The organism is Cytobacillus oceanisediminis (genome assembly GCF_003182355.1).
GTDB lineage: Bacteria > Bacillota > Bacilli > Bacillales > Cytobacillaceae > Cytobacillus > Cytobacillus oceanisediminis_A.
The window spans coordinates 96,436-121,677 of sequence record NZ_QGTW01000003.1; the positions used below are offsets into that span (position 1 = coordinate 96,436).

The 25,242-nt window shown below is 40.6% G+C and carries 26 protein-coding genes; 2 read left to right on the forward strand and 24 right to left on the reverse strand.

All coding sequences use genetic code 11. The features are described from left to right. Positions 1–105: 105 nt before the first annotated feature. From DFO73_RS07200 to ilvA, 7 genes are all read right to left on the reverse strand, one after another. Positions 106–684, reverse strand: a complete 579-nt coding sequence (locus DFO73_RS07200) for an SCO family protein (protein ID WP_110064105.1) — start codon at positions 682–684, stop codon at positions 106–108. Positions 685–987: 303 nt separating this feature from the next. After that, the gene (locus DFO73_RS07205) at positions 988–2,604 is read right to left on the reverse strand and encodes a sensor histidine kinase (RefSeq protein ID WP_110064106.1); all 1,617 of its coding nucleotides are present in this window, start codon (positions 2,602–2,604) and stop codon (positions 988–990) included. 231 nt (positions 2,605–2,835) lie between these two features. After that, positions 2,836–3,681, reverse strand: a complete 846-nt coding sequence (locus tag DFO73_RS07210) for a DegV family protein (RefSeq protein ID WP_110064107.1) — start codon at positions 3,679–3,681, stop codon at positions 2,836–2,838. Positions 3,682–3,850: 169 nt separating this feature from the next. Continuing rightward, positions 3,851–4,102 carry a DUF2535 family protein gene (locus DFO73_RS07215; protein WP_110064108.1) on the reverse strand — a complete coding sequence of 84 codons (252 nt, stop codon included), beginning with the start codon at positions 4,100–4,102 and terminating at the stop codon, positions 3,851–3,853. Between the two features lie 321 nt (positions 4,103–4,423). Continuing rightward, a complete protein-coding gene (gene tatC, locus DFO73_RS07225) occupies positions 4,424–5,155 on the reverse strand; it encodes a twin-arginine translocase subunit TatC (RefSeq protein WP_110064110.1) in 732 nt (243 codons plus the stop codon). 325 nt (positions 5,156–5,480) lie between these two features. Further along, entirely contained in the window at positions 5,481–5,672 is a 192-nt protein-coding gene (locus DFO73_RS07230) for a twin-arginine translocase TatA/TatE family subunit (RefSeq protein WP_110064111.1), read from the reverse strand. 147 nt (positions 5,673–5,819) lie between these two features. Beyond that, positions 5,820–7,088: a threonine ammonia-lyase IlvA gene (gene ilvA, locus DFO73_RS07235; protein ID WP_110064112.1), complete on the reverse strand. Its 1,269-nt coding sequence runs from the start codon at positions 7,086–7,088 to the stop codon at positions 5,820–5,822. Between the two features lie 173 nt (positions 7,089–7,261). Here ilvA and DFO73_RS07240 point away from each other — a divergent pair, with 173 nt between their 5' ends. Continuing rightward, a complete protein-coding gene (locus DFO73_RS07240; protein WP_110064113.1) occupies positions 7,262–7,498 on the forward strand; it encodes a hypothetical protein in 237 nt (78 codons plus the stop codon). Positions 7,499–7,559: 61 nt separating this feature from the next. On the opposite strand, the gene DFO73_RS07245 is transcribed toward DFO73_RS07240, so the two are convergent. The 15 genes from DFO73_RS07245 to DFO73_RS07320 all read right to left on the reverse strand — a co-directional run bounded on the left by DFO73_RS07245 (position 7,560) and on the right by DFO73_RS07320 (position 23,001). Continuing rightward, positions 7,560–8,291, reverse strand: a complete 732-nt coding sequence (locus DFO73_RS07245) for a lysophospholipid acyltransferase family protein (RefSeq protein ID WP_110064114.1) — start codon at positions 8,289–8,291, stop codon at positions 7,560–7,562. 451 nt (positions 8,292–8,742) lie between these two features. Beyond that, entirely contained in the window at positions 8,743–9,228 is a 486-nt protein-coding gene (locus DFO73_RS07250) for a dihydrofolate reductase (RefSeq protein WP_110064115.1), read from the reverse strand. Beyond that, positions 9,225–10,019 carry a thymidylate synthase gene (locus tag DFO73_RS07255; protein ID WP_110064116.1) on the reverse strand — a complete coding sequence of 265 codons (795 nt, stop codon included), beginning with the start codon at positions 10,017–10,019 and terminating at the stop codon, positions 9,225–9,227. The genes DFO73_RS07250 and DFO73_RS07255 overlap by 4 nt, the downstream gene beginning before the upstream one ends. A 135-nt stretch (positions 10,020–10,154) precedes the next feature. Beyond that, complete coding sequence (locus DFO73_RS07260) at positions 10,155–10,856, reverse strand: anthrax toxin lethal factor-related metalloendopeptidase (protein ID WP_110064117.1); 702 nt, start codon at positions 10,854–10,856, stop codon at positions 10,155–10,157. Between the two features lie 259 nt (positions 10,857–11,115). Next, the gene (locus tag DFO73_RS07265) at positions 11,116–11,727 is read right to left on the reverse strand and encodes a TerD family protein (protein ID WP_110064118.1); all 612 of its coding nucleotides are present in this window, start codon (positions 11,725–11,727) and stop codon (positions 11,116–11,118) included. Between the two features lie 52 nt (positions 11,728–11,779). Further along, positions 11,780–12,886, reverse strand: a complete 1,107-nt coding sequence (locus DFO73_RS07270) for a toxic anion resistance protein (protein WP_110064119.1) — start codon at positions 12,884–12,886, stop codon at positions 11,780–11,782. 2 nt (positions 12,887–12,888) lie between these two features. Then, positions 12,889–14,532, reverse strand: coding sequence for a YceG family protein (locus DFO73_RS07275; protein WP_110064120.1), 1,644 nt, complete (start codon positions 14,530–14,532; stop codon positions 12,889–12,891). Positions 14,533–15,109: 577 nt separating this feature from the next. After that, a complete protein-coding gene (locus DFO73_RS07285) occupies positions 15,110–15,904 on the reverse strand; it encodes a hypothetical protein (RefSeq protein WP_258309351.1) in 795 nt (264 codons plus the stop codon). 2 nt (positions 15,905–15,906) lie between these two features. After that, complete coding sequence (locus tag DFO73_RS07290) at positions 15,907–17,040, reverse strand: cysteine protease StiP family protein (RefSeq protein WP_110064123.1); 1,134 nt, start codon at positions 17,038–17,040, stop codon at positions 15,907–15,909. Beyond that, positions 17,018–18,394 (reverse strand): phosphoribosyltransferase family protein, encoded by a 1,377-nt coding sequence (locus DFO73_RS07295; protein WP_258309299.1) that lies wholly within the window; start codon positions 18,392–18,394, stop codon positions 17,018–17,020. The genes DFO73_RS07290 and DFO73_RS07295 overlap by 23 nt, the downstream gene beginning before the upstream one ends. After that, positions 18,321–19,532, reverse strand: coding sequence for an HpcH/HpaI aldolase/citrate lyase family protein (locus DFO73_RS07300; RefSeq protein WP_110064125.1), 1,212 nt, complete (start codon positions 19,530–19,532; stop codon positions 18,321–18,323). Before DFO73_RS07300 ends, DFO73_RS07295 begins: the two co-directional genes overlap by 74 nt. Before the next feature lie 136 nt (positions 19,533–19,668). After that, positions 19,669–20,439 (reverse strand): TerC family protein, encoded by a 771-nt coding sequence (locus DFO73_RS07305; RefSeq protein ID WP_110064126.1) that lies wholly within the window; start codon positions 20,437–20,439, stop codon positions 19,669–19,671. Positions 20,440–20,520: 81 nt separating this feature from the next. Then, the gene (locus tag DFO73_RS07310; RefSeq protein WP_110064127.1) at positions 20,521–21,102 is read right to left on the reverse strand and encodes a TerD family protein; all 582 of its coding nucleotides are present in this window, start codon (positions 21,100–21,102) and stop codon (positions 20,521–20,523) included. A 110-nt stretch (positions 21,103–21,212) separates the two neighbouring features. After that, positions 21,213–21,800 (reverse strand): YpjP family protein, encoded by a 588-nt coding sequence (locus DFO73_RS07315; RefSeq protein ID WP_110064128.1) that lies wholly within the window; start codon positions 21,798–21,800, stop codon positions 21,213–21,215. Between the two features lie 22 nt (positions 21,801–21,822). Next, positions 21,823–23,001 carry an LL-diaminopimelate aminotransferase gene (locus tag DFO73_RS07320; protein WP_110064129.1) on the reverse strand — a complete coding sequence of 393 codons (1,179 nt, stop codon included), beginning with the start codon at positions 22,999–23,001 and terminating at the stop codon, positions 21,823–21,825. A 122-nt stretch (positions 23,002–23,123) separates the two neighbouring features. Between DFO73_RS07320 and DFO73_RS28520 the strand changes: the two genes are divergently transcribed. Beyond that, complete coding sequence (locus tag DFO73_RS28520) at positions 23,124–23,285, forward strand: hypothetical protein (RefSeq protein ID WP_181395952.1); 162 nt, start codon at positions 23,124–23,126, stop codon at positions 23,283–23,285. Positions 23,286–23,318: 33 nt separating this feature from the next. Here the strand turns inward: DFO73_RS28520 and DFO73_RS07325 are convergent, their stop codons facing one another. Both DFO73_RS07325 and DFO73_RS07330 read right to left on the reverse strand, forming a co-directional pair. Then, complete coding sequence (locus DFO73_RS07325; RefSeq protein ID WP_110064130.1) at positions 23,319–24,092, reverse strand: class I SAM-dependent methyltransferase; 774 nt, start codon at positions 24,090–24,092, stop codon at positions 23,319–23,321. 559 nt (positions 24,093–24,651) lie between these two features. Continuing rightward, positions 24,652–25,086, reverse strand: a complete 435-nt coding sequence (locus DFO73_RS07330; protein ID WP_110064131.1) for a BrxA/BrxB family bacilliredoxin — start codon at positions 25,084–25,086, stop codon at positions 24,652–24,654. Between the last annotated feature and the right edge of the window lie 156 nt (positions 25,087–25,242).

The window sequence follows — 25,242 nt, forward strand, 5'->3', positions numbered from 1 at the left end:
TTAAGTCATTCATATTATAACATGTGCCTCTTATTTGAAAAAAACAAACCTCTTTTAAGTTTGAAGCTTTTTGGACGAAAAAGAAAATAGACCTTCTTAAAAGGTCTATTGTAAGGCTTTGATATCCCTGATGATCTCATCTAAAGGAATTTCCGCAAGTCCAGTATAGTATTTCATTACATTGCCTTCCTGGTCGACTAAGTAAAAGTCTGTTCCATGTATCACCTGATCGCCAGTTTGCGGTTTTTTCACAATCGTTTTAAAGTTATCCATCGCATACTTCTCTATTTCTTCCTGCTTATAACCGGTTAAAAAATGCCAGTTGCTGAAATCTGCACTATATTGGGAACCATAATCCTTCAGCACTTCAGGTGTATCGACTTTTGGGTCAACACTAAAAGAAACAAATTCAATATTTTCAATGCCTTCTTCTTCAGCCAGCTGCTGAAGCTTTTTCATGTTGGCTGTCATCGGCATACATACATCTTCACAATTTGTAAAAATAAAGTCTGCTACCCATACTTTACCTTCAAGGTCCTTTAAGCCGAATTCCTTATTCTCCTGATTTGTATAAGTAAAATCGGCGAGCTCCCAGTTTAGCGCGTCCTTGATCCCACTTTGTCCACATGCTGAAAGAAGCAGTATAACAGCTAAGCAAATCATTGCCAATACTCGTAATTTCATAAATTCACCTGCTTTAATTAGTTACGAAGCTAATTTTAGCAAATATTCATGAAAGAAGAAAGAAATACATGTGACAAACCTGTGAACACAATTTGCATTTAGTCTATTACAACTGTTCTGACAAGCGTATTTTCCACTTTTGTTTCAAAGGTTGCATTTTTATATACTTCCTCTACTCTTTTTTTGTCACCTGCTTCCCTCTTATTACTTCTGAATTAAATAAGCATAAAAAACACCCTAGGGGTTAGGGTGTTCTTGTCTTGTGGTTTGTCATAATCTCATAGAAGATCTTATGTATTGTCATTAACCATTGGCAATAGGAATGTATATTCTAAAAACCGTTCCTTTTCCTTTTTCGCTGTCAACCTCTATTCGCCCTTTCATTCTTTCAATTATCTGGTAACAAACAAGAAGGCCCATTCCTGTTCCCTTTTCCTTTAAAGAATAAAAGGCTGTACCCAATCTTTCCAATTCCTCTTTTGTCATTCCTATTCCTGAATCACTTATTTCAAAAACGCCATACTGTCCATCCTGATAAACAGATAGAGCTAAACTTCCTCCTTCTTTCATCGCTTCTATGCCATTTTTATAAATATTAATCAGCACTTGCTTTAACTCACTCGTGTTCCCCCTAATGTAAACTCCTTCTGAAATTTGAGAAGCTACAGAGATGTTTTTAGACATCATTGCATAAGAATTCATTAAGTCCATCACTTTGGACGCAAGTTCTGCCGCATCAAGGTCCTCGACTTGATCCAAATCTGGTTTAGCGAGGGATAGATAGTTATTAATAATTGTCTCAGCCCTCTCCATCTCATCAATCATTAGTCTAATGTACATACGTTCTTCTTCGCTCATTTGGTCCTTTGACAAAAAGATTTGCAGAAAACCTTTAACCACAGTCATTGGGTTCCTGATCTCATGGGCGACCGATGCAGCAAGCTGGCCGATTGCATTCATCTTTTCTGCTCTCTGCAGCTCCTTAAGGATTTTTGTTTTTTCCATGATGTGTTCCATTTCGCCAATGGCTTCCTCAAACCGGTGTGAAGAAGCCATGTTCCTCTGAACTGACCCAAATTGTTCCGAAGTCGCCGACAATCGCTCAAAAAGAATGGACAACTGGTTTGTCATAAAGTTAAATCTTTCAGAAAGAACCCCTAATTCCGACTGATTTGATGGCTTTAGCTTCACGTTAAAGTTTCCGCTGCTCACTTCTTTAAATCCTGAGATTATATCATTGATCGGCTCTAGAACCTTCTTTAGCCCCCGTCTTAGAATAAAATAGACAAGGATAATAATGGCTAAAAAGAACCCGGACAAATACAAAGCCAAATCTTTTTGAAATGAGTCTATCACTGTTGCATTAATATCAATACACAGAATTGCAGTAATATTGCCCTGCGGATCCGTTATGGGGGCAAAGGCGGAAATCCACATTCCATATTGATCGCGATAAACTTTGCTGTATGCCGTTTTATTTTGGCTAACTGCTTCAGAAAACCCCTCCAAAAAAGCCTCTCCTGCTGAATAATAGGAAAAAGGTTCCAACCCCATATTTTTTTGTCTTTTTGAAGTTGCCAGGTACATCACTGACCATTCCTGACTTTTTTCAGGCATAAACAGGGAAGCATTAGAAAAGGATGCTTTTTCATCTACCAAAGAAATAATATGTTCCAGCCTTTTATAGGCAGGATGTTCAGGATCTTGAAACTCCTTTACTTTTTCAACATCATCATTAGAAATAACAGAGCTCCACAGAGAGGCCATTTCAGCTACTCTGTTTGAAAGCTGTTCCTCCATTTGTCTGGTTTCAACCATGAAGCTGATACCCGCTGTTAACACCGTAACCAGGAATGTTATAAGAAAGGAGAATAACAGCACTTTTCTGAATAAAGGCAGGTTTTTGATTTGATCTTTCATAAAAGCAGTCACCGAATCCTTCAAAATTGTAAATAGCTAACTAACCTTTTTCGGCAAAACTTGAAAGAATACCTTTTATTTATAAAAAGTTTTAAGAATTGCTTACAATGACTCATATGTAATAACTATTTAAATACAGGTTTTTCAACCACGATTATTAGCCGGCAGCCAAAGGAGAAGCATCTAAAATAAAAATAGCATGGTCTCATAAAGGAAACCATGCGTCCATATTTAATCCTCCAAATAATACATAAAGCCAATTGCCCCAGGACCAGTATGCGTGCTGATAATAGGCGTTGTTTCTTCTATTTCAATGGGTTCATATCCAGATATTTCTTCAACCATCTTTTTCAGCTTGGAAGCAAGCCCGTAACCTTCTGCATGTACGAGGCCTACGCCCTTAATTGCTTTTCCCTTAACATCCTCGGCAAATTGCTTAGCCAAATATTTTGCAACCTGAGTATGGCTTCTTACCTTCGTAACCGGTGTATAGACGCCCCCTTCAAGGGATGCAATTGGCTTTATATTCAGCAAAGAACCAATCATAGCTTTGCCTTTGCCAATTCTCCCCCCTTTTACAAGGTTTTCAAGAGTGTCCACCACTACAAATAATTTTGTATTCTCACGAATTGTCTCCAGGCGCTCAACAATTTCTTCCACACTCTTTCCTTTCTTGGCCAATCTGGCTGCTTCCATTACCTGAAAGGCCAGTGCTTTGGAAATATATCTTGAATCTACTACTTTTACCTTTGCAGCTGACATTCCAGCCGCGCTTTCAGCTGACTGGACTGTGCCGCTCATCCCGCCAGTCATATGTATAGAAAGAATCTCATATCCTTCTTCTCCAAATCGGTCGTATACCTCTACAAATGCTCCAGCAGGAGGCTGTGAGCTTTTTGGAAGCTCATTTGCTGCTTTCATTTTCCCCATAAACTCAGATGGGGTAATATCAACCCGGTCTAAATATGTATTTCCTTCAATATGGATAGATAGTGGAACGACTTCAATATCATATTTTTCAATTATTTCATTCGACAGATCCGCTGTAGAATCTGTAACAATTTTAATTTTACCCATTGCACCTTCACATCCCTAGCATTAACAATTAGTTCATATTATACATTTAAGCAATATACAAATAAAGCGAAACACAAAACAAGCAATCGAATAAGATACTTGTCTCCCTGAATTGCTTAAACCAAAATCCATAATAAAAGAGTACCGGCGGCTGCCGGTACCCAAAATGTTAGGCGTTATTCTTTAATTCTGGAGTTTTAAAGATTTCTTCATATACTGGCCATTTCAAAACTCTTTTTAGATACTCTCTGAATGAGTGGCTTCTGTTTGTTTTTCCATTGCCATATACGGTGGTAATAAAAGTTTGTAAACGGACTTGGATCATAAAATAATAATGGCTATCTTTCTCCAATACAGGAATTTCTACGATTTTTACCTTCTGTCCAACAGCATTTTTGAACTCTAGGCTTTTGAATAGCAAAATATCAATCCTCTTTTTCACCCGTTTGTTTATATTATACCCCAATTATGGCTCGAAATGTGTCTGAATATGCTGGCTTACTAATTTTTTTATAAAAAATGGCTCTATTAACCTTGCCTGTTGATTTCCGCTTCAGGTGCTCAGCGAACCTCGGGCGATCCGATGCCCCTCAGTGCCTTGCGCATGCGGGGTCTCCCTTTGATTCCGCACTCCCGCAGGACTTTAATTAAGCATCCTTGAATTAATACCGCACGAAAGAGATGCAGATGCATTTTCGAGGATCTCGCACCTTCTGCTCCTATCAGCAAAGTGCCAAAATCATTAGGCTTTAACAAAGCGTTGATCTCTCCTCAGCTTTCGTTTATAAACAATCTTAGATAAGTTTATACTGATTTCATACAGAAGCAGCAAAGGGATTGTTACAAGAATATCAGACATAAAATCCGGTGGAGAAATAACAACAGATATAAAAATAAGAACAAAATAAGCATATTTCCTTATTTTTGTCAGCACATATGGATTAATAATCCCGAGAGAAGTCAGGAACATAATGATTACCGGCAGCTCAAACAATATCCCAAAAGGCAGGGTCATATGAAGGACAAAACGAAAATATTTATCCGCTGTGAAATTGGCCTCAAACATTTCTCCTCCCAATTCGACAAGGAAACTTAGGACTGTAGGAAAAATAACAAAATATCCAAAGCATAAGCCTGCAATAAATAATATGAAAAGCGCCGGTACATAAGAAAGTGAAATTCTTCGTTCAGCCGTGGTTAGAGCAGGCTTTACAAAAAGCCAAATTTGAAAAGCCAAGACCGGTATAGTCCCTGCTACCGCTATGACAGTCACAAGCATAAAATACACCCAGATTATATCACTGGGGCCCAGGACAATTAATTTAACATCCAAGTCTTTTACAAGCCACTGATAAATATCTTTTACAAATACGAAACCTGCAATGAAGAATACAATAAATGCTGATGCTGCTATGATTAGCCTTTTCCTCAATTCATCCAGGTGATCGACTAAATTAAGCTCTTTATCTTCCATATTGTTCTCCTGCCAATTTAATGAAGCCGGGCTCTGGCCCAGCCTTTATTTACTTATAATAAGGCTCTTTTGACTAGCCTGCTGGTTACCGCTCCAGGTGCTCAGCGAACCTCGGGCGGGTCCCGGGATCCTGGCGTCCTGCGCCTGCGGGGTCCCCCTTTGACTGGCTTTTCCCCCTGGAGTAATTCTTGAAAAAACATCGCACGAAAAAAATGCGAATGTATTTTCGAGGATCTCGTGCCTTCGCTCCAATCAACAGGGTGCCAAAATAAACATTAAGGATTAATTCTGCCTATAATAAAAAAAAGGCGCAAGAAGTAATTCCTCACACCTTATTCTTTGTATCATCTTCAAGCTCTTCCATTACATCACTAGTCAGGTCACGAGTTGATTTCTTAAATTCCCTTAAGGTTTCCCCAAAAGCACGACCGATTTCCGGCAGCTTTTTTGGTCCAAAAATAATAAGGGCCAAAACAAGAATTAAAATCAACCCTGGAACACCGATATTTGAAAGCATGCAGTAAATCCCCTTTAAAATACATTGTTGTAAATCTACATTGATTATAGTATTTTTCAAGGAAAATGTCGCAGATACAGAAAAAAGTTCATATTAAATTCACAAAAAAATATTTTACCTTCACTCACCTACTTGCAGCGAGGGTACTTACACAAGCAAATGGAAAAGGTTGCTATCCTTGTTTATCTCAGTATAGGAGAAGCCTTTTTTATTCATTCTTAAAATTAGATCACTATAGTCTTCTTTATGCTTTAGTTCTATACCAACAAGTGCAGGCCCGTTTTCTTTATTATTTTTCTTTGTGTATTCAAAACGGGTAATATCATCCGTTGGACCGAGCACCTCATCAAGGAACTCCCTTAACGCTCCGGCACGCTGCGGAAAATTAACAATAAAGTGGTAAAGTAGGCCTTCGTACAGCAAGGACCTTTCTTTAATTTCCTGCATGCGCCCAATATCGTTATTTCCGCCGCTGATTACACAGACGACGTTTTTTCCTCTAATTTGTTCCCTGCACAAATCCAAGGCCGCGATCGGCATTGCTCCAGCCGGCTCAGCGACAATCGCATGCTCATTGTATAATTCAAGAATGGTGGTACACACTTTTCCTTCAGGAACCATGAAAATATCATCTACGAGTTCATAGCAAATTTCATAGGTTTTTTCACCCACACACTTGACCGCTGCACCATCTACAAATTTATCAATCTCATCCAACGGAGCCACTGTTTGGGTTCTGATTGACTCGCTCATTGATGGAGCCCCTGCAGGCTCTACTCCGATCATCTGCGTTTCCGGGGAAATGCTTTTTATGTAAGTGCTTAAGCCTGCCATCAAACCGCCTCCGCCAATGCTGGCAAAAACATAATCCACAGGTTCCTCGCAGTCATTCAGCAGTTCAACTGCTACGGTACCCTGTCCGGCAATCACCATTTCATCATCAAATGGATGTATAAAAGCTCTGCTTTCCGCCTCAGCACATTTTATAGCTTCATGATAGGAATCATCAAAGGTATCACCTACGAGGATAATTTCAACGGAGTCCCTGCCGAATAGCTCCACCTGGCTTACTTTTTGTCTAGGCGTCGTTGCCGGCATAAAAATTTTCCCTTGGACGCCAAGGTGCCTGCAGGCATATGCAACTCCCTGTGCGTGGTTTCCCGCACTGGCACAGACAACGCCGTTTTCAAGTTCTGCTGCATTTAAGGATTTAACTTTATAGTAGGCACCTCTTAATTTAAATGAGCGGACATGCTGCAAATCTTCTCTTTTCAAATAAACATTGCACCCATATTTTTCAGATAGCCGTTCATTTTTCTGTAAAGGCGTATGGGCAACAATATCCTTAAGCTGCTGGTATGCAATCAAAATATCTTCCAACTGCACCCATTTCTTTGTCATTACCTTTTGTTCCATTTTGCCACCCTCTTCTTTACAAGTTATTAATTTGTACATTATACCATGTGAAATCATGATTTCAATCTCATTTTTTTAAAATTTACATTTTTCGAATTCTTTTATGGATAGAATCAAAGGAAACTAACATATAATAAGCAAAAGTTAATTCATATTTTAAAAGGGGTGCAGGTATGGAGTTTTCTTTATGCAGTCTGGATAGTGCTTTGCCGGTAGAAGTTACATTGGATGAGGACAATGGAAGATACATGATTCGAAAGAGCGACACGAGCGGTGAGTATTTTAATAGCGCCAATGAGTTAATACATTGGGTTAAAACGAATTTCTCAGCGGAAGAGTTTTGCGATCCAAGTGAGTATCATGGGATGATCCAAAAGCTAACCGATTATCTGATCAATCCTAACCTTTAGTACAAAACGCAATAAAGAAAGCTTAAATGAAAAGGCCCCTGAAAATTGGGGCCTTTTCCAATTATGAAGCAATTCTCTTTTCGGACAAACTGCTGCAAATAATCTCTCTCACATCATGAGCAAGAAGCCTCGCATCCTTTTCTTTGACAATTTTGGGATTGACAGGCGGGCATACGCAAATATCTATTGGCGCAGGTTTAATAAGCCTTCCGTTCTTTTCAAATACATCTGCAGTCCCCTTTATTGAAATAGGAACAATCGGCACACCTGCATCCTGAGCAAGACGGAAACCGCCTACTTTGAAAGGAGCTACTGGCCCTCCTTTACTTCTGGTTCCTTCCGGGAAAATAACAAGAGAATGACCCTGCCTCAAAAATTCAGCACCTTCCCTAAGGGACTTTATAGCACTTTGGCGATTCCTGCGGTCAATGAAAACACAATTCATGACTTTCATCCATGAAGAGATAATTGGAGCTTTTTTTACTTCCACCTTGGAAATGAACCCAAAGGGCTTTTCAATGGAAGCGAGAAGAGCTGGAATATCAAAATCGCCTTCATGATTGCAAACCATAACAACAGGTCCATCTGGAATATATTCCTGTCCGGATACATTAACTTTTGAACCTGATATTTTCATAACCGTTCGGGCCCACCTCTGCGGTACATTGTGGATAATCTTATCACGTTTTTCCACGGGCATTATTGGGTCCAGCTTTTTCATGCGAGACAAAGCAGGCAGACTATAAGTCAGGTATCCGCCCATATAAAGAAAAAAAATAATCAATCGAAGCATTACAACCTCCTGATGTTCAGACGTCTCTCATTATATAATAATAAATTTTCTTTAACTTATGATTGAAACTTTGCTGTACAGCATCATACAGCGGTTTATTCTCTACCAAGGCAAACTGCCCTTAATTAACCATTAATTTCATTCAGCCACGTAGATTCTCCTACAAAATAAGTATGTTAAAGCTCATTGTTGATTTTGGCACTCTGTTGATTAGAGCGGAAGGCACGAGACTCCGCGATGTATTCCCATTTCCTTCGTGAAGTGTTTATTCGAGGAAGCTCTTCCATAGTCCTGCGGGAGAAGCGAGTCAAAGGGAGACCCCACAGGCGCTGGACACCGAGGAGCGTAGGACGCCCGCGGTTCGCTGAGCTTCTTTTAGGGGAATCAACAGGCAAGTTTAACAGAGCTACAAAATAAATAAAAGCAGCCCGCTTGAGAGCTGCTTTAAGAGTTAAATTCTTTTATAAATAAGAAATTCATACTCATATGGATTTTTTTCGTCCTTAAGACCCTTTTCCTTTGTAATGAGTTCCCAATCTGCCATATCTAATTCCGGGAAAAATGTATCCCCTTCAAATTGATCATAAATCATCGTTAAATATAGCCGATCAGCTGCGGGAAGAATGGCCTTAAAAATCTCTGCACCGCCAATGACAAAAATCTCATCCTCTTTCTCCCCGCTGTATTTAAGCAATTCTTCAATTGAATTTAAAACTGTACAGCCTTCGCACGTAAAGGTTTGGTTACGGGTAATCACAATGTTTTCCCTTCCTGGAAGCGGCCTTCCGATTGAATCCCAGGTTTTGCGTCCCATTGCAATTGGGTGCCCCATAGTAGTTCTTTTAAAAAACTTTAAGTCCTCAGGCAAATGCCAGGGAAGTTTATTGTCATTTCCAATTACGCGATTTTCATCCATCGCCCACATTAAAGAGATCATACACTGACAACCCCTTTAATATGTGGATGGGGTTCATATCCTTCAAGTTGGAAATCGTCATATTTAAAGCCGAAGATATCCTTAACTGCAGGATTAATAATCAGTTTTGGAAGAGAGCGAGGGTCGCGGCTAAGCTGCAGATTCACCTGCTCAATATGATTCTGGTAGATATGCACATCGCCGAAGGTATGGACGAATTCACCAGGCTCCAGATCGCAAACCTGGGCAACCATCATCGTCAGCAAAGAATAGGATGCAATATTAAACGGCACGCCAAGAAATACGTCCGCCGATCTTTGGTAAAGCTGGCATGAAAGCTTACCGTCTGCAACATAAAACTGGAACATGCAGTGGCACGGAGGCAAAGCCATTTTATCAAGCTCACCAACATTCCAGGCGTTAACAATCATTCTTCTGGAATCCGGGTTTGTTTTAATCTGTTCAATCAGGCCGCTGATCTGATCAACTGTATTTCCATCAGCACCAGTCCAAGATCTCCACTGATGGCCATAAACCGGCCCGAGATTGCCTTCTTCGTCAGCCCATTCATTCCAAATTCGCACGCCATTTTCCTGAAGGTACTTGACATTTGTATCGCCATTTAAAAACCAAAGCAACTCATGGATAATGGATCTTAAATGCAATTTTTTCGTTGTAACCAGCGGAAAACCATCTTGCAGGTTAAAACGCATCTGGTAACCAAAGGTACTGATTGTGCCGGTACCCGTCCGGTCCTCTTTTTTTGTTCCATTTTCTAACACATGCTTACAAAGCTCCAAATACTGTTTCATTTCAACCCAACCTTTTTTAAAATGCTTAATGCTATTGTACGGAAACTTAACGAAAAAAACTAGCAGTTACATATAATGAATTAATATTGAATAGTCTGCAAACAAAGAAGCCCCTGCATGTAAACAGGGGAAAACTTATTTTAAATTTTTTATAAAGTCATATGTTTTCGGTGCATTTGCCCTTAATATTTTTCGTGACTCTCCCCCGGTAAAATACATCGCAAAGGCTTCAGCGAAGTATTCCTCTGGGAATGTTAAAAAATAACTTTGTCCAGGAAATAGCTTGGACTTCTCTGCTTTCCACACGGCAAGAAATTTTTGGTTATAACGGATGCCGTTATAAACGTGCCGGTCTATTGAATGGGCAAGTTCATGCAGCTCCAGGTTAATGGACCCATGGCCTTTTCCCTTTTCACTGAAGCCGATTTTTACGAGGACCGTTTTAGCCCCCCCTATGCCAGGCACATCATCCCAGGTTGTATCGCTTTTATAGCCCCTGGGGATTACTCCCTCAAGATGCTGGGCAGTGGGGTTATCGGTCAATTTCCCAACAAATAATTTAACGGAGATACCTTCATCCTCAATTTTTGATAGCAGCGAAGCAGGCAGATTGTCCACTCTTGAAATCATATTTGAAGCCTCGGCTTCATCAAAAGCCTCCAAAGGCAAAATAAAAATATCGCCCAGCAGATCTGGCGAATTTAGAATGAGAGATTCTTTAAGTTTGGATGATTGAGGATAGTCTTTAAGTTTTATGCCGCCAAGGGCAGCCTGTGAATTCCCTAAAAGTGCAAGGGAAACAATCATTATAGTAAAAGTAAGGACCATTTTACGCATTATCATTATCCCTTCTGCAATTCTAAGATGTATAAAATATGAGCAACAGGGCTTTGCGGGATGTTAAGAAGGTTCAGGTAACTGCCTGCAAGGAGAAAAATCGAATGAATTTTCTATGATTAACGTCCTAATACTCTATTAAAATTATAACATATGAAGAATCAATTTGAAGGAAACAAATCATGGGAAAATTAAGCGAAAATTCAAAAAGGACCCGGCTGAATAGCGGGTCCTTTTAAGTTATATTATTTAGATATTATTAAGTATATGAACGAACAACATCGGAAAGTCCTGGTGATGCCGTGCCAGTTCCAACAGCAGCAAACTTCCAATCACTTCCATGACGGTAAATCTCTCCAACAATCAAACTAGTTTTTCCGCTATAGTCATCTGTGAGGTTGTAATGGATCAATTCCTGTTTGTTGGAAGAATTTACAACACGAATAAAGGCATTTTGAATCATTCCGAAATGCTGCTTCCTTTTTACGCTATCATAAATGTTTACAACAAAAACCATCTTGTGGATATGTGCTGGCACTCTGCTTAGATCAATCATTACCTGTTCGTCATCGCCGTCTCCATCTCCGGTGAGATTATCTCCCGTATGCTGGACACTTCCGTCTCCGCTTCTTAAGTTTCCAAAATAAATGACGTCACTGTTGTTTCTTAGCTTCCCATTTTCACCAAGCATAATAACAGAAGCGTCGCAGTCGATGTTCGCACCGCCGCCTCCGCCAAATAGTGATCCAAGAAGCCCGCCGCCTCCGCGGTTTTGAACAGGATCCCAGCCCAATCCTACCATTATTTTAGAAAGTCCTGGATTTCCTTTTGTTAAGTCGACGCGCTGTCCTTTTTGCAAGTTAATTGCCATAACAATTCCACCTCATTAATATATTTTCTATTTATCAAAATGAGCAGTCAGGTTAACCTTGCTGCTTCATTTTTTTAAAATTTTCCTGAAGCTGCTCAAGCCTTCTCGTACCTTCTTGTCGCAAGCGCTTGTTTTCTTCTTCGATTGATTTTGTCTCCTGCATGCCCTTCATGATAATATTCCAGGATTCCTCAATTGTCTCGATCTTAATGCTTGGGCCGCCAGCCAGACGTGCGATATCTGCACTTTGGTTTGAAATGTTTTGGGCATTGCGCACAAGCATTTCGTTGGTCCTTCTATCAAGCTCGCTCATAGAATCTGCAACAAGCTTTTGCCTTTTTGCGGCAACTGCCTGGATAAGGCCGTTCTTAAAGATTGGAATGGTCGTAACAAATGCTGAATTAATTTTTCCAATTAGCTTTGTATTCCCTCTTTGCAGGAGACGAATTTGCGGTGCTGTTTGCAGGGCAACCATCTTTGCCATTTCAAGATCGTAAACTCTTTGTTCCAGCAGCTCAATGGCGTTTCTTAAAGTATCAAGCTGCATGGATGCCATTTGATCGCCTTGGGCAGCCCGGGCTTCAAGCTGTGAAAGCTGATTGGCCTTAAGTTCATCAGCTTTCATTTGCCCGGCAACAGCGTACTTCTCAAGCGTTAAATAGTACTGGTAATTCTGCTCATACATTTGTTCCAGCATGGTAGTGGAATCTACCATTTCATTTTGGTATTTGGAAATTTCAACATAGACTTTGTCAATTTCCTGTCCCATTGTCTGATATTTTCCAAAAAGCTTCTCAATCATTTTTTCTCCACGCTTGAAAAGCTTTCCAAATAGCCCTTTAGAACCTTGCTCAAAATCCTTTTTATCGAATTTGTCCATAATCTTGCCAAGCTGCTTTAATAGCTCACCAGAATCTTCTACTTTCGTGGATCGCATATTGCTTAAAATTTGATCAGAAAAGCGGGAGATTTGGACAGCAGGCTCTTTACCGAATTCCAGGATCTGAATCTGGTCCCTCTCATCAATGGATCTGGCCAAATTTTGCACTTCGGGCTCCTGCCTTAATGCCAGCTTAATTTCAGACACCTTATTTTCAGTTAATTTGTCATCCTGAACCTGGGTTGTTAAATTTAAATCTGTTTGCTGAGTCGGATTCATTTTCAATCACCCTTTAAATTTTTTAATAATCCTTGAAAGAGGACCTTCTTCAGAAAAGAAGGCTCTTTAAATTCCTGTTCAAAAACAACATCCTCCAGCCAGTGGACATCATATAGACCTTCGGCAATGAAATTTTCAATATCGTTATGTCCGGGGGGATTATATAACACAATATCCAGCCCGAATTGATTTAGGAGCAATAGAAGTGCTGCGTCGGTTCTTACCATGGTCCCATTCAGCTCATTGTTGTATAGAATGATCTTTGGAACGTCCTGAGAATAATCAAATTGCTGCATTAGCTTTAATATGCTTGGAGGAATCTGCATGCTTTGGGTAAAGAGATAAATTTTCAGCTCCTCTTCCGATTCTTGGGGGAGGGGCTTTAAATATGGACGGGCACAAATATTTCTTATTGCCATCGCTATTCCGTTTTGCAGCCCGGTAGGCAGATGCTGATATTTCCAATAGTGGGCACCCGCCATTTTTTCAGGATCAAGCAGCCCTTCACTGTCCAAGGCACTTCGGTAATGGAAACGAAAATCATTATTAACGCTGTTTGTAAAAGGGAACCTTCTGATCAATAAACTTTGCTCATACTGGCTTATTGTTTGGATCCGATCCCAGTACTCCTTCCGGTTTTTGCTTAAACCTTGAATTTTCGCAAAAACCGAAGGAATGATGACCCGCCCTTCTTTCACTTCAAAACTGGGCCGGATCATGGCCTTCTCTTTTATTAAAATAAATAATTCATCATAGGTGGTTTTTAATGTGACAGAAGAAGGTGTATAATCCCGGAGCTGCCATGGTTTATACAATCCGGAGCCCTCATGGTTCAGGATGGTTTCTATTTCCCTTGATGCTCTGTAGGCAACTGTTGCGCTCCTTCTCCTCTTTTCTTTCGGAAAAGGCTCGGGCTTCTTCTTCTCTGGATAATGATGGACAAATGACTCCTGGATGTCTGTACCCACTTTTGCAAGAAGGTCCTCGCCGGATGGAGAAAAATATATAATGTCGCATCCAAGACTTAGCAAGTAGTACAAAAAATATAAATGGCTCTTTTTCCCATCGCCGAACCATAGGATTTTAGGCATGGCATTTTCGGGATCAGTTTCCGCTATCTCTTGTCCAAGATGGTTGAAGGACCACTTTATGACATCGACCAGTACCCGGCGAATTTCCTGATTCTTCAAACCATCCGGTTCACTTTCAGAAAACAGCTGCAGCATTTTGATCATTGCTTCTCTTATTTTTCTGTGCAAGGAAGGTACTGGCGATTTCATCAGAAGCTGTTCGCCATCAAGAAAAGCAGCAAATCGGTTTATGGATAAATTTTGCTCTCGGTTAATATTCAGTACCTTTTGGATCGCTTGAAATTGCTGATTGTTTATTGTTTTATCAAGATGGTCTTCACTTAAAAGCAACAGGCCAGCACCCTCTGTGTGGATAAGGTCGAACAGGCGATTATAATAATCGTCTTCGTCCAAAGGAATTCCGAGAAATCGGGCAACAATTTGTCCGACATGGAGTATGTGCTGTTCCTCAGAAAAATTCTCCCTCTCATGATTGGGCTGTTTCAGCTGTGAAAGCCAGTTTTCATATGTAACCTGCAGCATGTGAGCTTTAATTTGACTATATGATGGGTTCATTTATATCCCTTCCCTCTATGAGCGAAAGATGGCTTAACATTATTTAAAACTAGTAAATCAGCGCCTTTCCACCAAAGCGCCCGTGCTGGCTTAAATAAAAGCCGGCTGAAATATGTAAACTTATTACCATCATATCATAGGTATGTAAGCTTTTTCTAAATTAGATTTACTTTCTTCTACGAAGTAACAGAGAAAAAAGTTTCATTTTAGCTAAATAATCATTGATTCCTGGTAAGTTAAAGTTTTATTTCCAGACCCTCCAAATGGCCGTTTTCACCTTTATTCCCGTCCCAGCATAAATTGGAGTACCCCGCAGAAGAAGGTGAGTTAGTATGAGGCTGCTTTTTGGAAGAGCAAGATATCGAGGTATGGAAGATGATTTGGATATCATTAAAAATGTTTTGTGCTCAAGTTCTTTTGTTTTCTTGGACGTCTTTTTTTGGTCTTTTCTTCTGGCAATGCTTACTTTTTCGCTGCATCAATCCCTCGCTATTGGCAGTTTAATATTTATAGGGGCTAATACGTTTGGCTTCTGCTTGTTTTTAGTTTTAAAAAAGTGGCTGGGGGACCAGCCGGATTAAATTTTTTGCTTAATATTGTTCAATATGTCAGCAAGAATTTCTTCACCGGCTTTAACTCCCCTGTTTTTGGAAATTTTATATGGAAGGCAAAGTGAGCTGTATTTGACAAGCTCCCCATGGTTTGGCACATACGGATAATCGCAAAACTGCAGAAAATCATGGTCAAGCACTGAATCCCCCGCTCCATAAACAGAGCTTATCCCTTCCCGGTCCTTGATAAACTTCACTGCCTCGCCTTTACATATTGGGTTAGGCATAAAATAAAGCTTTCGGCCCTGCAGGGAAACTTTCCAACCAAAGGATTCAGCCATACTGCTTAAAATGCCCTTGGCTTCACTTGTTATTTTCTCGCTCAAAATATAATAAAAGAAAAGGTTATCAGCTGCTTTAAGGGTCCCGTTCAACTCATATCCTTTCGTTTTTTCTACCATATCCTCAAAAATGGCACACTCGGTCTTTAAACGATCCCGGACAATTGCCGCCCATTCCTCCATCGGGTTCCCATGAAAATGAATATTTGCCCCATTCGATGTAATAGCGTAAGGTACCGGAATATCTTCCTGAAAAATAAATACCCGGTTAAATTGTTCGTAAGTTCTTGTAGTAACAGGAACAAAGAGCATTTGAGAACAGATCTCTTTTAATTTCCCGTGTGCCTGCTTTGTCATGAAGGCAATTTCCTGTCCGTCTTTGCGCTCAACCCCTACTAAGCTGCCTCTGCCGGGATGTCCTAAATCAGCGAGTGCCCTGTCAGAATAAATAAGTGTTCTGTCCAAATCCGATGCAAACATTATCACTGTTCTTTCCCCGCCTTTTTAATTAATCCGCAGCAGGTGTAACTCATGTTGGGATATTGGATAATCTCAACATTGCGCTCCACGGCCAGCATTACAATATGGCGGACATAGGGACTCTCCGGGTCTTTCATCAGAATTTTCCAAGGAAGCCTTCTGAGAAGAACCCTAGTTGTCTCCCCAACACCAGGCTTTACAAAATTAATCGATTCAATTTTAAATTCTTCTTTAATTTCCCGGATCTCTTCCATTCCCTGAAAGGTTGCTTCCCCTGGGTTTTCCATTAGGACTGCCGCTCTTTCTGCAGCTTCTTGCTTAATGGATTGAAACTCATTTCCTACAGCTGAAAGATATTCATTCGAAACATCCGCACTCTCCAGCTCTTTATAATATTTGGCACCATGAAAATCACTAGGACCGATTAAGTTATTATTTAAAACAGTTCTGCTTACCAGCCCGGAAACTGTCGAGTTTAGGCAGGCACTTGGGATTAAAAAGTCTTCCCTGGTCCCATAAAGAGTTGTGCAATGCCCAGGATCTGCAAGGACGGCCAATGTATCGTCCAGCAAAACACCGTGAGTTTCATAGAACCCCTTGCAAGCCTTGGTCAATTCTATCGAAATAGCCCCTTTTCCCGTCCAGCCGTCAACAAATTGTATATTTTTTCCGGGGTGAGTTTTTAAAATATGTTTAATTGCGTTTTCGTCAATTCCCCTGTCCCGGATAATTGATATGCTGTAATGCGGCAGGTTTACCCCATAGATTTCAGAAAGATACCGTTTTATTAAAATGCCAACCGGCGTACCTGCTCTTGCTAGTGAAACTAAAACCGTATTTTCACCTTTTAGTCTCCATATCTGTTCAGAAACAATGCCCGTGCACAAGGCTACTTTTCGTTTGTACTCTACAAGTGTTTCCCTGAAAATGCTAAGGTAATTTTCGGGAGGCTGGTACTCAATTGGCAGTGTTTCACTGTAATGCTGGCCGGACTGAATATTTTTTTCCCTTTGCTCAATTGTTCCCTCAAGAGAAAAGCTGCTTAAATCCTTTAATAAAAAAACGACATCACTCTCACTATATGAACCAAATTGATTCTTTTGATCTGCAGCTCTAGTCAATTGATTCACCTCCATTGAAGAAAACGATCTTAATATGCTTAATGTATTTCTTTATATTTCTGATGAGAGGTTCAAGTGCACTACTTGCTGTCTCTCTTTCAAAAAACAGAAATACCTCATCATAGCATCCTTCAGGAATGTTATAAACAAACTGTGCCATATCCAGGTCTTCAGGATTTGGGAAAGAAAAACCAAATTGAGCACCGTAATTTCCTTCATTCTTTACAAAAATCGGGCTCCGGGTCGTTGAATGGAACTTAATACCTTCTCCCATTAAAGAAGCGAGTTTCATCGGGATATACATAAACTCTCCTGTTCCCAAGCATAATGTGTTCTGCCCATCCCGTTTACTTGAAAGACAGCGCCCAATCTCCTTAAGTGACTGATTTAACCTGGTTTGGCCATCCGCATCCAATCCAAACCGGCCGGATTCCTTTAGATAAGGTACATGCCTAATATCTCCACCTAGAGTAATAGATGGTCCGGCAACCTGATTTAGCAGGTTCGGAAATTCTTTGTTTATATGAATATATGAAATTACCGCAGAATCTTCTTCTGTTCGAGGTTCTGCCTGATTTTCACTTACATCTGGCGAACCTTCAACACGAATTCTCCCTTTTAAAAGTGAGACACTATGAATAATAATGCCCAATTCCTTTTCCAAATCATCAAAGCCCTTCTGATCTTTTTCAGAACGCCAGTCCAAAATAGATACAATTGTATATACTTTTCTAGGAAATCTGGCATGAATGGACTTGATAATATTAATAGCTGTTTTTCCGGTAGTCATTTCATCATCTACAAGGATAATTTCCCTTTTATTATCTAAAAGGCTTTCATCGATATAGCAGCGGTGTGAAGTAGCATGTGAATGCTCTTCTTCGAATGTAATAACAGGATCCTTATCCACCAGCTGCTCTCTCGTAGTATGAAAGAAATCCGCTTTTTTAAACGATTGGAAAAAAGCATGTCCAAGCGCGGTTGCTGTTTCTGCAAACCCAATAATAACCGGTCTTTCTTCGTCATCAATAAATGGACTTCCATTAAAAGCCCCTGCACCGTTCCTAAATGCAGAAAGAAGCTCAGCGTTTTTTCCTGTCTCCTTATTCTTAACCTTTTCCATATAACGGTTGGCAAGCAGTTCGCCAGTCAAAAGGCCGATCTGCGGATTAATCGGAATATGCTTCCCGAGAACTTTGCTGACAAACAAAAAGGACCTTTTTTTATTAATCCTCGCCGCCATGATAAAAAAGTCCTCTGCAGGAATTTCATATGGATTATCCGTAATATCGATCTCAACGCTTAACGAGTTGAGGATCTGAAGTGAATGTTTCGTTTTGGAGAATGTCAATGTATGTGTATTCCTCATGCAGCACCCCGTAAATTTCAGATTTCAACAATATTTTTTCAGCCCAATACAAATGAGGCTTAATTTCATTCATTTTATTTTGGTAAGAGCTTTTCATAACACCTGTTTTTCCATCTGCCTGATACACAATGCTTTTCGCGTCCAGATACTCTTCAAGCGTCACAGTATTAAGAGCCTGTACAGGCCTGATATGGGTAGGATGAATAATGGTTTTGCCAGTCAGGCCATTTGAGATATCCATGGCTATCTCCCTGATTAACCCGTCCATATGCATGTCAATCAAATCTGTGCGCATTTTGATACCATCCTGACCCAGCCGTTCACGGAAAGGTGTCTGCCTGATCTGAGGCTTAAGAAGGCGTTCCTTCGACGAGAAATATTCCCATACAGGACCAGAGATAACGTACGGGCTGTCAGCACGCAAAAATACATTAATGATATCGGAAATACAATCCCTTATGACAGCGATATCGTAAACTGTTGTATCAGAGTTTCTGCGGATACCGTACAGGCCGCTGAAGTCAGTAGCTCCAATCCTGACATTAAGTATTAAATCCTCGTGCCTGTCCAGAACCTTTTTAATGCCAATGAGTTCCTCAAGCCTAGTTTCCTTTTGAATGATCTGTTTTGTCTCCAGGATCGGCATTGCATATAAGCAATAACCACTGTCATTGAGGTTTTCGATTTCGCTTAATATTCTGCTCCCCTCTGCTGGAGAAAACTTGGGCAGCACGAGTCCTGTTAAGAGATGCAAACCATTTGGGATTCTGTTTTTCATTCTGAGGAGCTGCTTATAGCTTCTGATTCTCACAAAAATTAATGGGAGGTCATCTTCATGGCAAAGGCCTTTCGCCAAATCAATACTCAGGCTTTCCAGTTCTGAAGACAGCAGTTCTTCTGCCCTTTCAACCTCATCATCTCCTATGGCATCCTCCAGGCAAATGACCATGGAAGTCAGGCCTGAATGCTTTTTTGAGAGCAGATCCTGATGGATATTCGGCCTCGTTGCTGGCATATATAAGGTTGCCCCCAATGCATATGCCAGCAATTCCCTATCGGATCTTTTATTAAAATATCCAGGTTTTTTATAGAAAACCTGTTTTATTTTTTCATCCGGGAGATCGGAAAATAGTCTCATTTTTGCAGCTCCATTCTTTCTTTTGTGGGCAAAAAGCCATTACAATTTACCCCTTTTATGCAAAAAAGGATAAAAAGAAAGGGAGCGGACATGTGTCTGATCCCTTTTGCTGATAGTTGGTTATAATTGTTTAAGATTAATTTGCAGTTTCTTGTTCTTTCTTCTTGTTTCTGTAGTGGACAACGAATGTTCCTGCAAACACAACAAGCAGAAGGATAAAGAAATGAACATGTTCTACATGAACACCAAATACGCCTAAAAGCATCTTCGCTGCGATAATTAAAATTAATACATAAGCAGCAGTCTCAAGTTCAGGTATTCTATCAATAAGCTTCAGGAAAACTCCAGCAACTCCACGCATCATCAATACGCCCAGCATACCGCCTAAAAGAAGAACCCAAATTTCCTGGCTTATGCCAAAAGCAGCCAGGACACTGTCTACAGAGAAAGCAATATCCATCAGCTCAACCGCTGCAACTGTTCCCCAGAAAGTGCCGAATAAACGGATTAGCAGGCCTTTCTGATTGATGCCTTCAATATCTTCATCCTCTTCACCCAGACCCTTTTTCTTGTCTATAAAGTACTTGATGGATAACCAGGCCAGGTAACCCGCACCAATAATTTTAACCCACCAAAATTCAATGAGGTATACACCAATTCCGATTGCAATGAAACGGAAAATATAAGCACCTAGCAAACCATAGAATAAAGCCTTTTTTCGTTTTTCCTCCGGCAAATGTTTAACCATAACCGCAAGAACCAATGCGTTATCTGCTGACAAAAGGCCTTCCATAATAACTAGTGTACCAATTAACCCCCAGTTAACAGGATTGGATAAAGCCTCTACCCACATCTCCCAGTCAAAAAATGCGGCATAAGTATTCAGAATTGCCTCTAAAACTTCCATTCTTGTATTATTCCCCCCATGTATTTGTCCGCATAAAAGACCCGGCATTGCCGAGCCTTATTAAGCAACTATAACTCTTAATTATCCTACCTGTAAACCAAAATCTTTTGCCAATGCAGCAAGGCCGCCCTGATATCCGCTGCCAATTGCACTGAATTTCCATTCTCCATTATGTCTGTATAATTCACCTACTACAAGTGCTGTTTCAATGGAGAAATCTTCACCAAGATCATAACGGATCAATTCTTCACCAGAATCCTCATTTAAGATTCTTACATATGAATTAGAAACCTGGCCAAAGTTTTGGTTGCGCGCTTCCCCATCATGAATCGTAATAGTAAAAGTAATGCGCTGAACGCTTGCAGGTACATTCGCCAAGTCAATATTCACCTGCTCGTCATCGCCATCTCCTTCACCTGTACGGTTATCGCCAGTATGTACAACAGCTCCGCCAGCACCTGTTGTGTTGTTATAAAAAACAAAATCGCTTTCAGAGGTTACTTTTCCATTATCTCCAAGAAGAAAGACGGAAGAATCCAAGTCAAAGTCGTTGCCGCCATCATATTTGTTCGTGTCCCAGCCAAGACCGACTACTACTTTCGTCATTCCCGGGTTTGTCTTTGTTAAATCAACCTTTTGCCCTTTTGATAAGCTTACTGCCATTTCAAATCAAACCTCCATTAAATAGAATAAATGTATATACGGTAGATATTATGGAAAGTTTCAAAATCCATAAAATTATTTTTTCATAATATGAAATTTATTTCAATCTTTTAACTCATCCATTTCGGAGGAGTATTTTTGTCCCAATAAATTGCACCTAATTCGTGATGAGCCTGGAAGTTGTCATGGTGTGTATGATAATGGAAATTAAACCAATAACCCTGCTGAGGCGGATGATCCCTTCTTACATGGAAGCGGATCACGTCTTCATTGGTTTGGCTATTGGCGATATGGAAGATCTTTTCAGATACCCCTCCTCCAGGAGTTTCAGTTACCATTAAGCAGGCCAGGCTTTCTTCAGGAAATTGAACGGCAACGTCCTGTATCGCTTTTTCGATTTTCGGAAGAATAACTTCATTGAACTCATCTTCAATAATCGGGCCAATTTTTGTTCCGAATTTTTCATATGACTGCAGCTCTGCTTCTTTGACCATCTGCCTGATAAAGACTTCTTTATCAATAAACTTGTCTTCTTCCGAAGAAGATGCTGCACTTCCACCTGTATTTTCAACATCTGATGCTTTGGAAGCCTTTAACTGGTTCGTATTTTCATAGAGCAAGGCCTGAGATGGTGTAACCATGCCAAAGGTTAAAATGGTTACCAGCACAAAAAAGGATTTTCTCAGCCATTTTGGCATTCTTTTCATCCCCTTTTCCCTTTTAAGCAAGGACTTTTTTCAATATACCGCTTTTCCCGATATTGGCTGCAGCCTGCTTCAAGACTTCTTCAGGCTGAACGAGAGCGATTCGTACATACCCTTCTCCCCAGCTGCCGAATGCATTGCCTGGTGTTACCACAACATTCGCCCGGTTAATTAGTTCAATTGCAAATTCCTTGGACTTGTATGGAGCAGGCACCTCTGCCCATAAAAACATAGAGCCCTCGGGCTTGCTGACATTCCAGCCGATTTGATTTAAACCATCTGCCAAAACATCTCTTCTGGTCCTGTAAATATCCCTCAAACTGTTTAAGAAGCCCGATTGATCTCTTAACGCTTTAGAAGCTGCAGCCTGGACCGGCAGAAATACTCCATAATCCAAATTGGATTTGAATTTAGCCAGCATTGTGATCAGCTGATTATTTCCGGCCGCATAAGCTACCCGGCAGCCAGCCATGTTAAAGCTTTTGGACAGGGAATTCATTTCCAGTCCGACTTCCAGGGCCCCTTCTACAGACAAAAAACTTAGCGGCTTGTGTTCATAGTAAAGCTCCGAATAAGCGAAGTCGTGCAAAATAACAAAGTTATACTTTTTAGCAAGACAAATGGCTTGAAGGTAAAATTCCTCCGTCGCCATTGCGGGAACAGGGTTACCCGGAAAATTCAATATCATTAACTTTGTTTTAAGAAGGATCTCCTCAGGAATTTTACCCAGATCAGGAAGAAATTTATTTTCCTTTTTCAGCGGCATGGAATACATTTGAGCTCCAGCCATGCCTGCACCTGCAGCATAGGCTGTATATCCCGGATCTGGTACAAGAATATAGTCATTGGGATCACAGAGAACCATAGGCAAATGTACAAGTCCATCCTGGGAACCCATCAACAGAAGCACCTCGGAATCAGGATCAAGGGACACCCCAAAGTTACTCTTATAATAGTCACAAACCGCGGAATGGAACTCATTTGTCCCCATTAAAGAATAGCCGTATAAATCCGGATTCAGCGAACTTTTAGCCAATTCATCTGTAATAAAACTTGGTGGCGGCAAATCAGGGCTTCCAATGCTAAGGTCAATCATCGGAATTCCGTCTGAAAGTTTAGAATTCTTAATTTGCGCCAGCTCCGCAAACACACTTTCCTGAAAAGATGACATTCTTTTTGAGATGGAAAAATTCATTATATCGTTCCTCACTATGTATCTCTTTTCTCTTTTTCTATTATACTCCTTTTTGGAGTAAATGAAAATTGATTTCATTTTTTGGCAGCTAAAACAATAGTTATATAGTGAAAAAAAGTATTATGGGATTACAAAGCAATAAAGCGGGAATAATAGGAACAAATCGTTTTATACGAGTCCAGAAAAGGAAAAAGGGGGAAATCAGAATGGATTGGTCTCTTGTCTTTGTGATTGCAAGCCTGCTGCTGATGGCTTATTTTGTTTATCTGGCCATTGCAGATTAACTGTGAAGGTGCCGAAATACTGCGGCACCTTTTTCATTTTTCAATGACACCGAAATGAAATTTGGATGTTTTTCTTTTATTAACACTGAAGCCATATTGCTCAAATCTGGAGCTTCTAAAATGGTCTTTCAAAACAACTCTTTCTTTGGCAACTCTTTTTGCCTGAAAAATTAATTCCTCCGACAGGTCTCCATATACAGCAAATCGGCTAAGGGCTTTGATTCCATCCGATTCAAGAATTTTTTCTTCGAACATCGGATCAAAATAGACTACATCATAACTATTATCAGGAAGCATTTTTAAATAAGGAAAAGAGCTTGTGGATTTAACATTGATTCTCCTCATTGCATGGTCCATTGATTCCAAACCGGATCCCCATTGTCCCAGCCCCTTTCCTACTAGATAAGCAAGGTAACGGCTGCCCTCCAATCCTGTTACCTCTCCTTCTCTTCCAACAGTATAGCTCGCCACAATGCTGTCAGAAGCAAGTCCAAGCGTACAGTCCAGCATGCTTTTTCCTCTCTCAAGGCGGGCTGCCTGAAGAAAAGGGTCACTTTCTCCCTTTAACAGCCGCTTAATTCTGAACATCGCTGAATTGGGATGGAAAAAGAATGGCTGGTTTTCTCCCAATGGAAAAAGCTCAAGGCGTTCCTTTCCCACTATAATACAATCATCCTGGACTTGTTTCTGAATAGCTCCCACAGACCTTTTATTTCTTTCAATATATTCTGCACCCAATTCGACAGCAACCCTTCTGGCACTTTCCTTCATTTCCTGATTAGTCCGCCCTGCTGTTGTAATAATCATCACGTTCTCCCGGCTCTTTTTTTATAAGGCTTTTTCTAATAGATTGTTGTTTTTGCTTATGAACTTTGCCCGTAGATTTCCCCTACAGGCACTCAGCGAACCCGCGGGGAGGATGGGAGTCTCCTCGGCTTCGCCTGTAGGGTCTCCCACTTCCCTCTCTTCCGCCGGAGTCAAGTACCCCCGCTACAATCAACTCAGTTGGTGAAGCTAAGTTTGCCGCCAAAAAGCAACAAACTTTACGAAAACAGCCTTTTATAAAGATGGATGCCCCTGTAAAACTTGTCTGTTGATTTCCGCCTAAGAAACTCAGTGAACCGCGGGCGGTCCGACGCTCCTCAAGCACTAAGCCTGTGGGATCCGCTTTTCCCGCTCGACTGTGAATAAGCATCCTCAAATAAAGACCGTACAAAGAAATGCGAATGCATTTTCGAGAGTCTCGCTCCCTTCGCTCCAATCAACGGAGTGCAAAAGTTATCAAAAAGCTTTTACTTAAAATTACAAAGAAAAGGGTGCCGGCCGACACCCCTCTTCCTAAAAAAACTATTTAATCCTATACGAATCAGCAGTTGGCTTCAAACGCGGCCAGAAGATTTTCCATAATAGCTTCCATCGGATGGTCTTCAATATCATAGCGGTGAATGAAGTGAACAACTTCCTTCCCTTTTAATAAGGCCATTGAAGGAGATGAAGGCTCATATCCCTCGAAGTATTCGCGCATTTTTGCAGTTGCTTCTTTATCCTGCCCTGCAAAAACAGTTACTAAATGATCCGGTTTCTTTTCGCTTCTTAAAACTGCCTGTGTTGCTGCCGGACGCGCTAGTCCTGCTGCACAGCCGCAAACAGAATTAACCACAACAAGTGCTGTACCTTCAAGACCTTCCATAAACTGTTCTACTTCTTCAGGAGTTGTCAGCTCTTTAAACCCTGCCTGTACAAGCTCTTCGCGCATTGGCTTAACCATTTGCTTCATGTATTCTTCATACGCCATCGACATAAATTATTGCCTCCTTCTACTGCTACTGCATTTTGTACAGTAAGCATACTATAATCATGGACGTTAATGCAATTTTTCAAGGCTCCCTTTTAAGCTATTAAAATTGCTTCAACTATGATCCTGCTGTTTAAGTATTTTTGAGCAAAATCCGCCTGA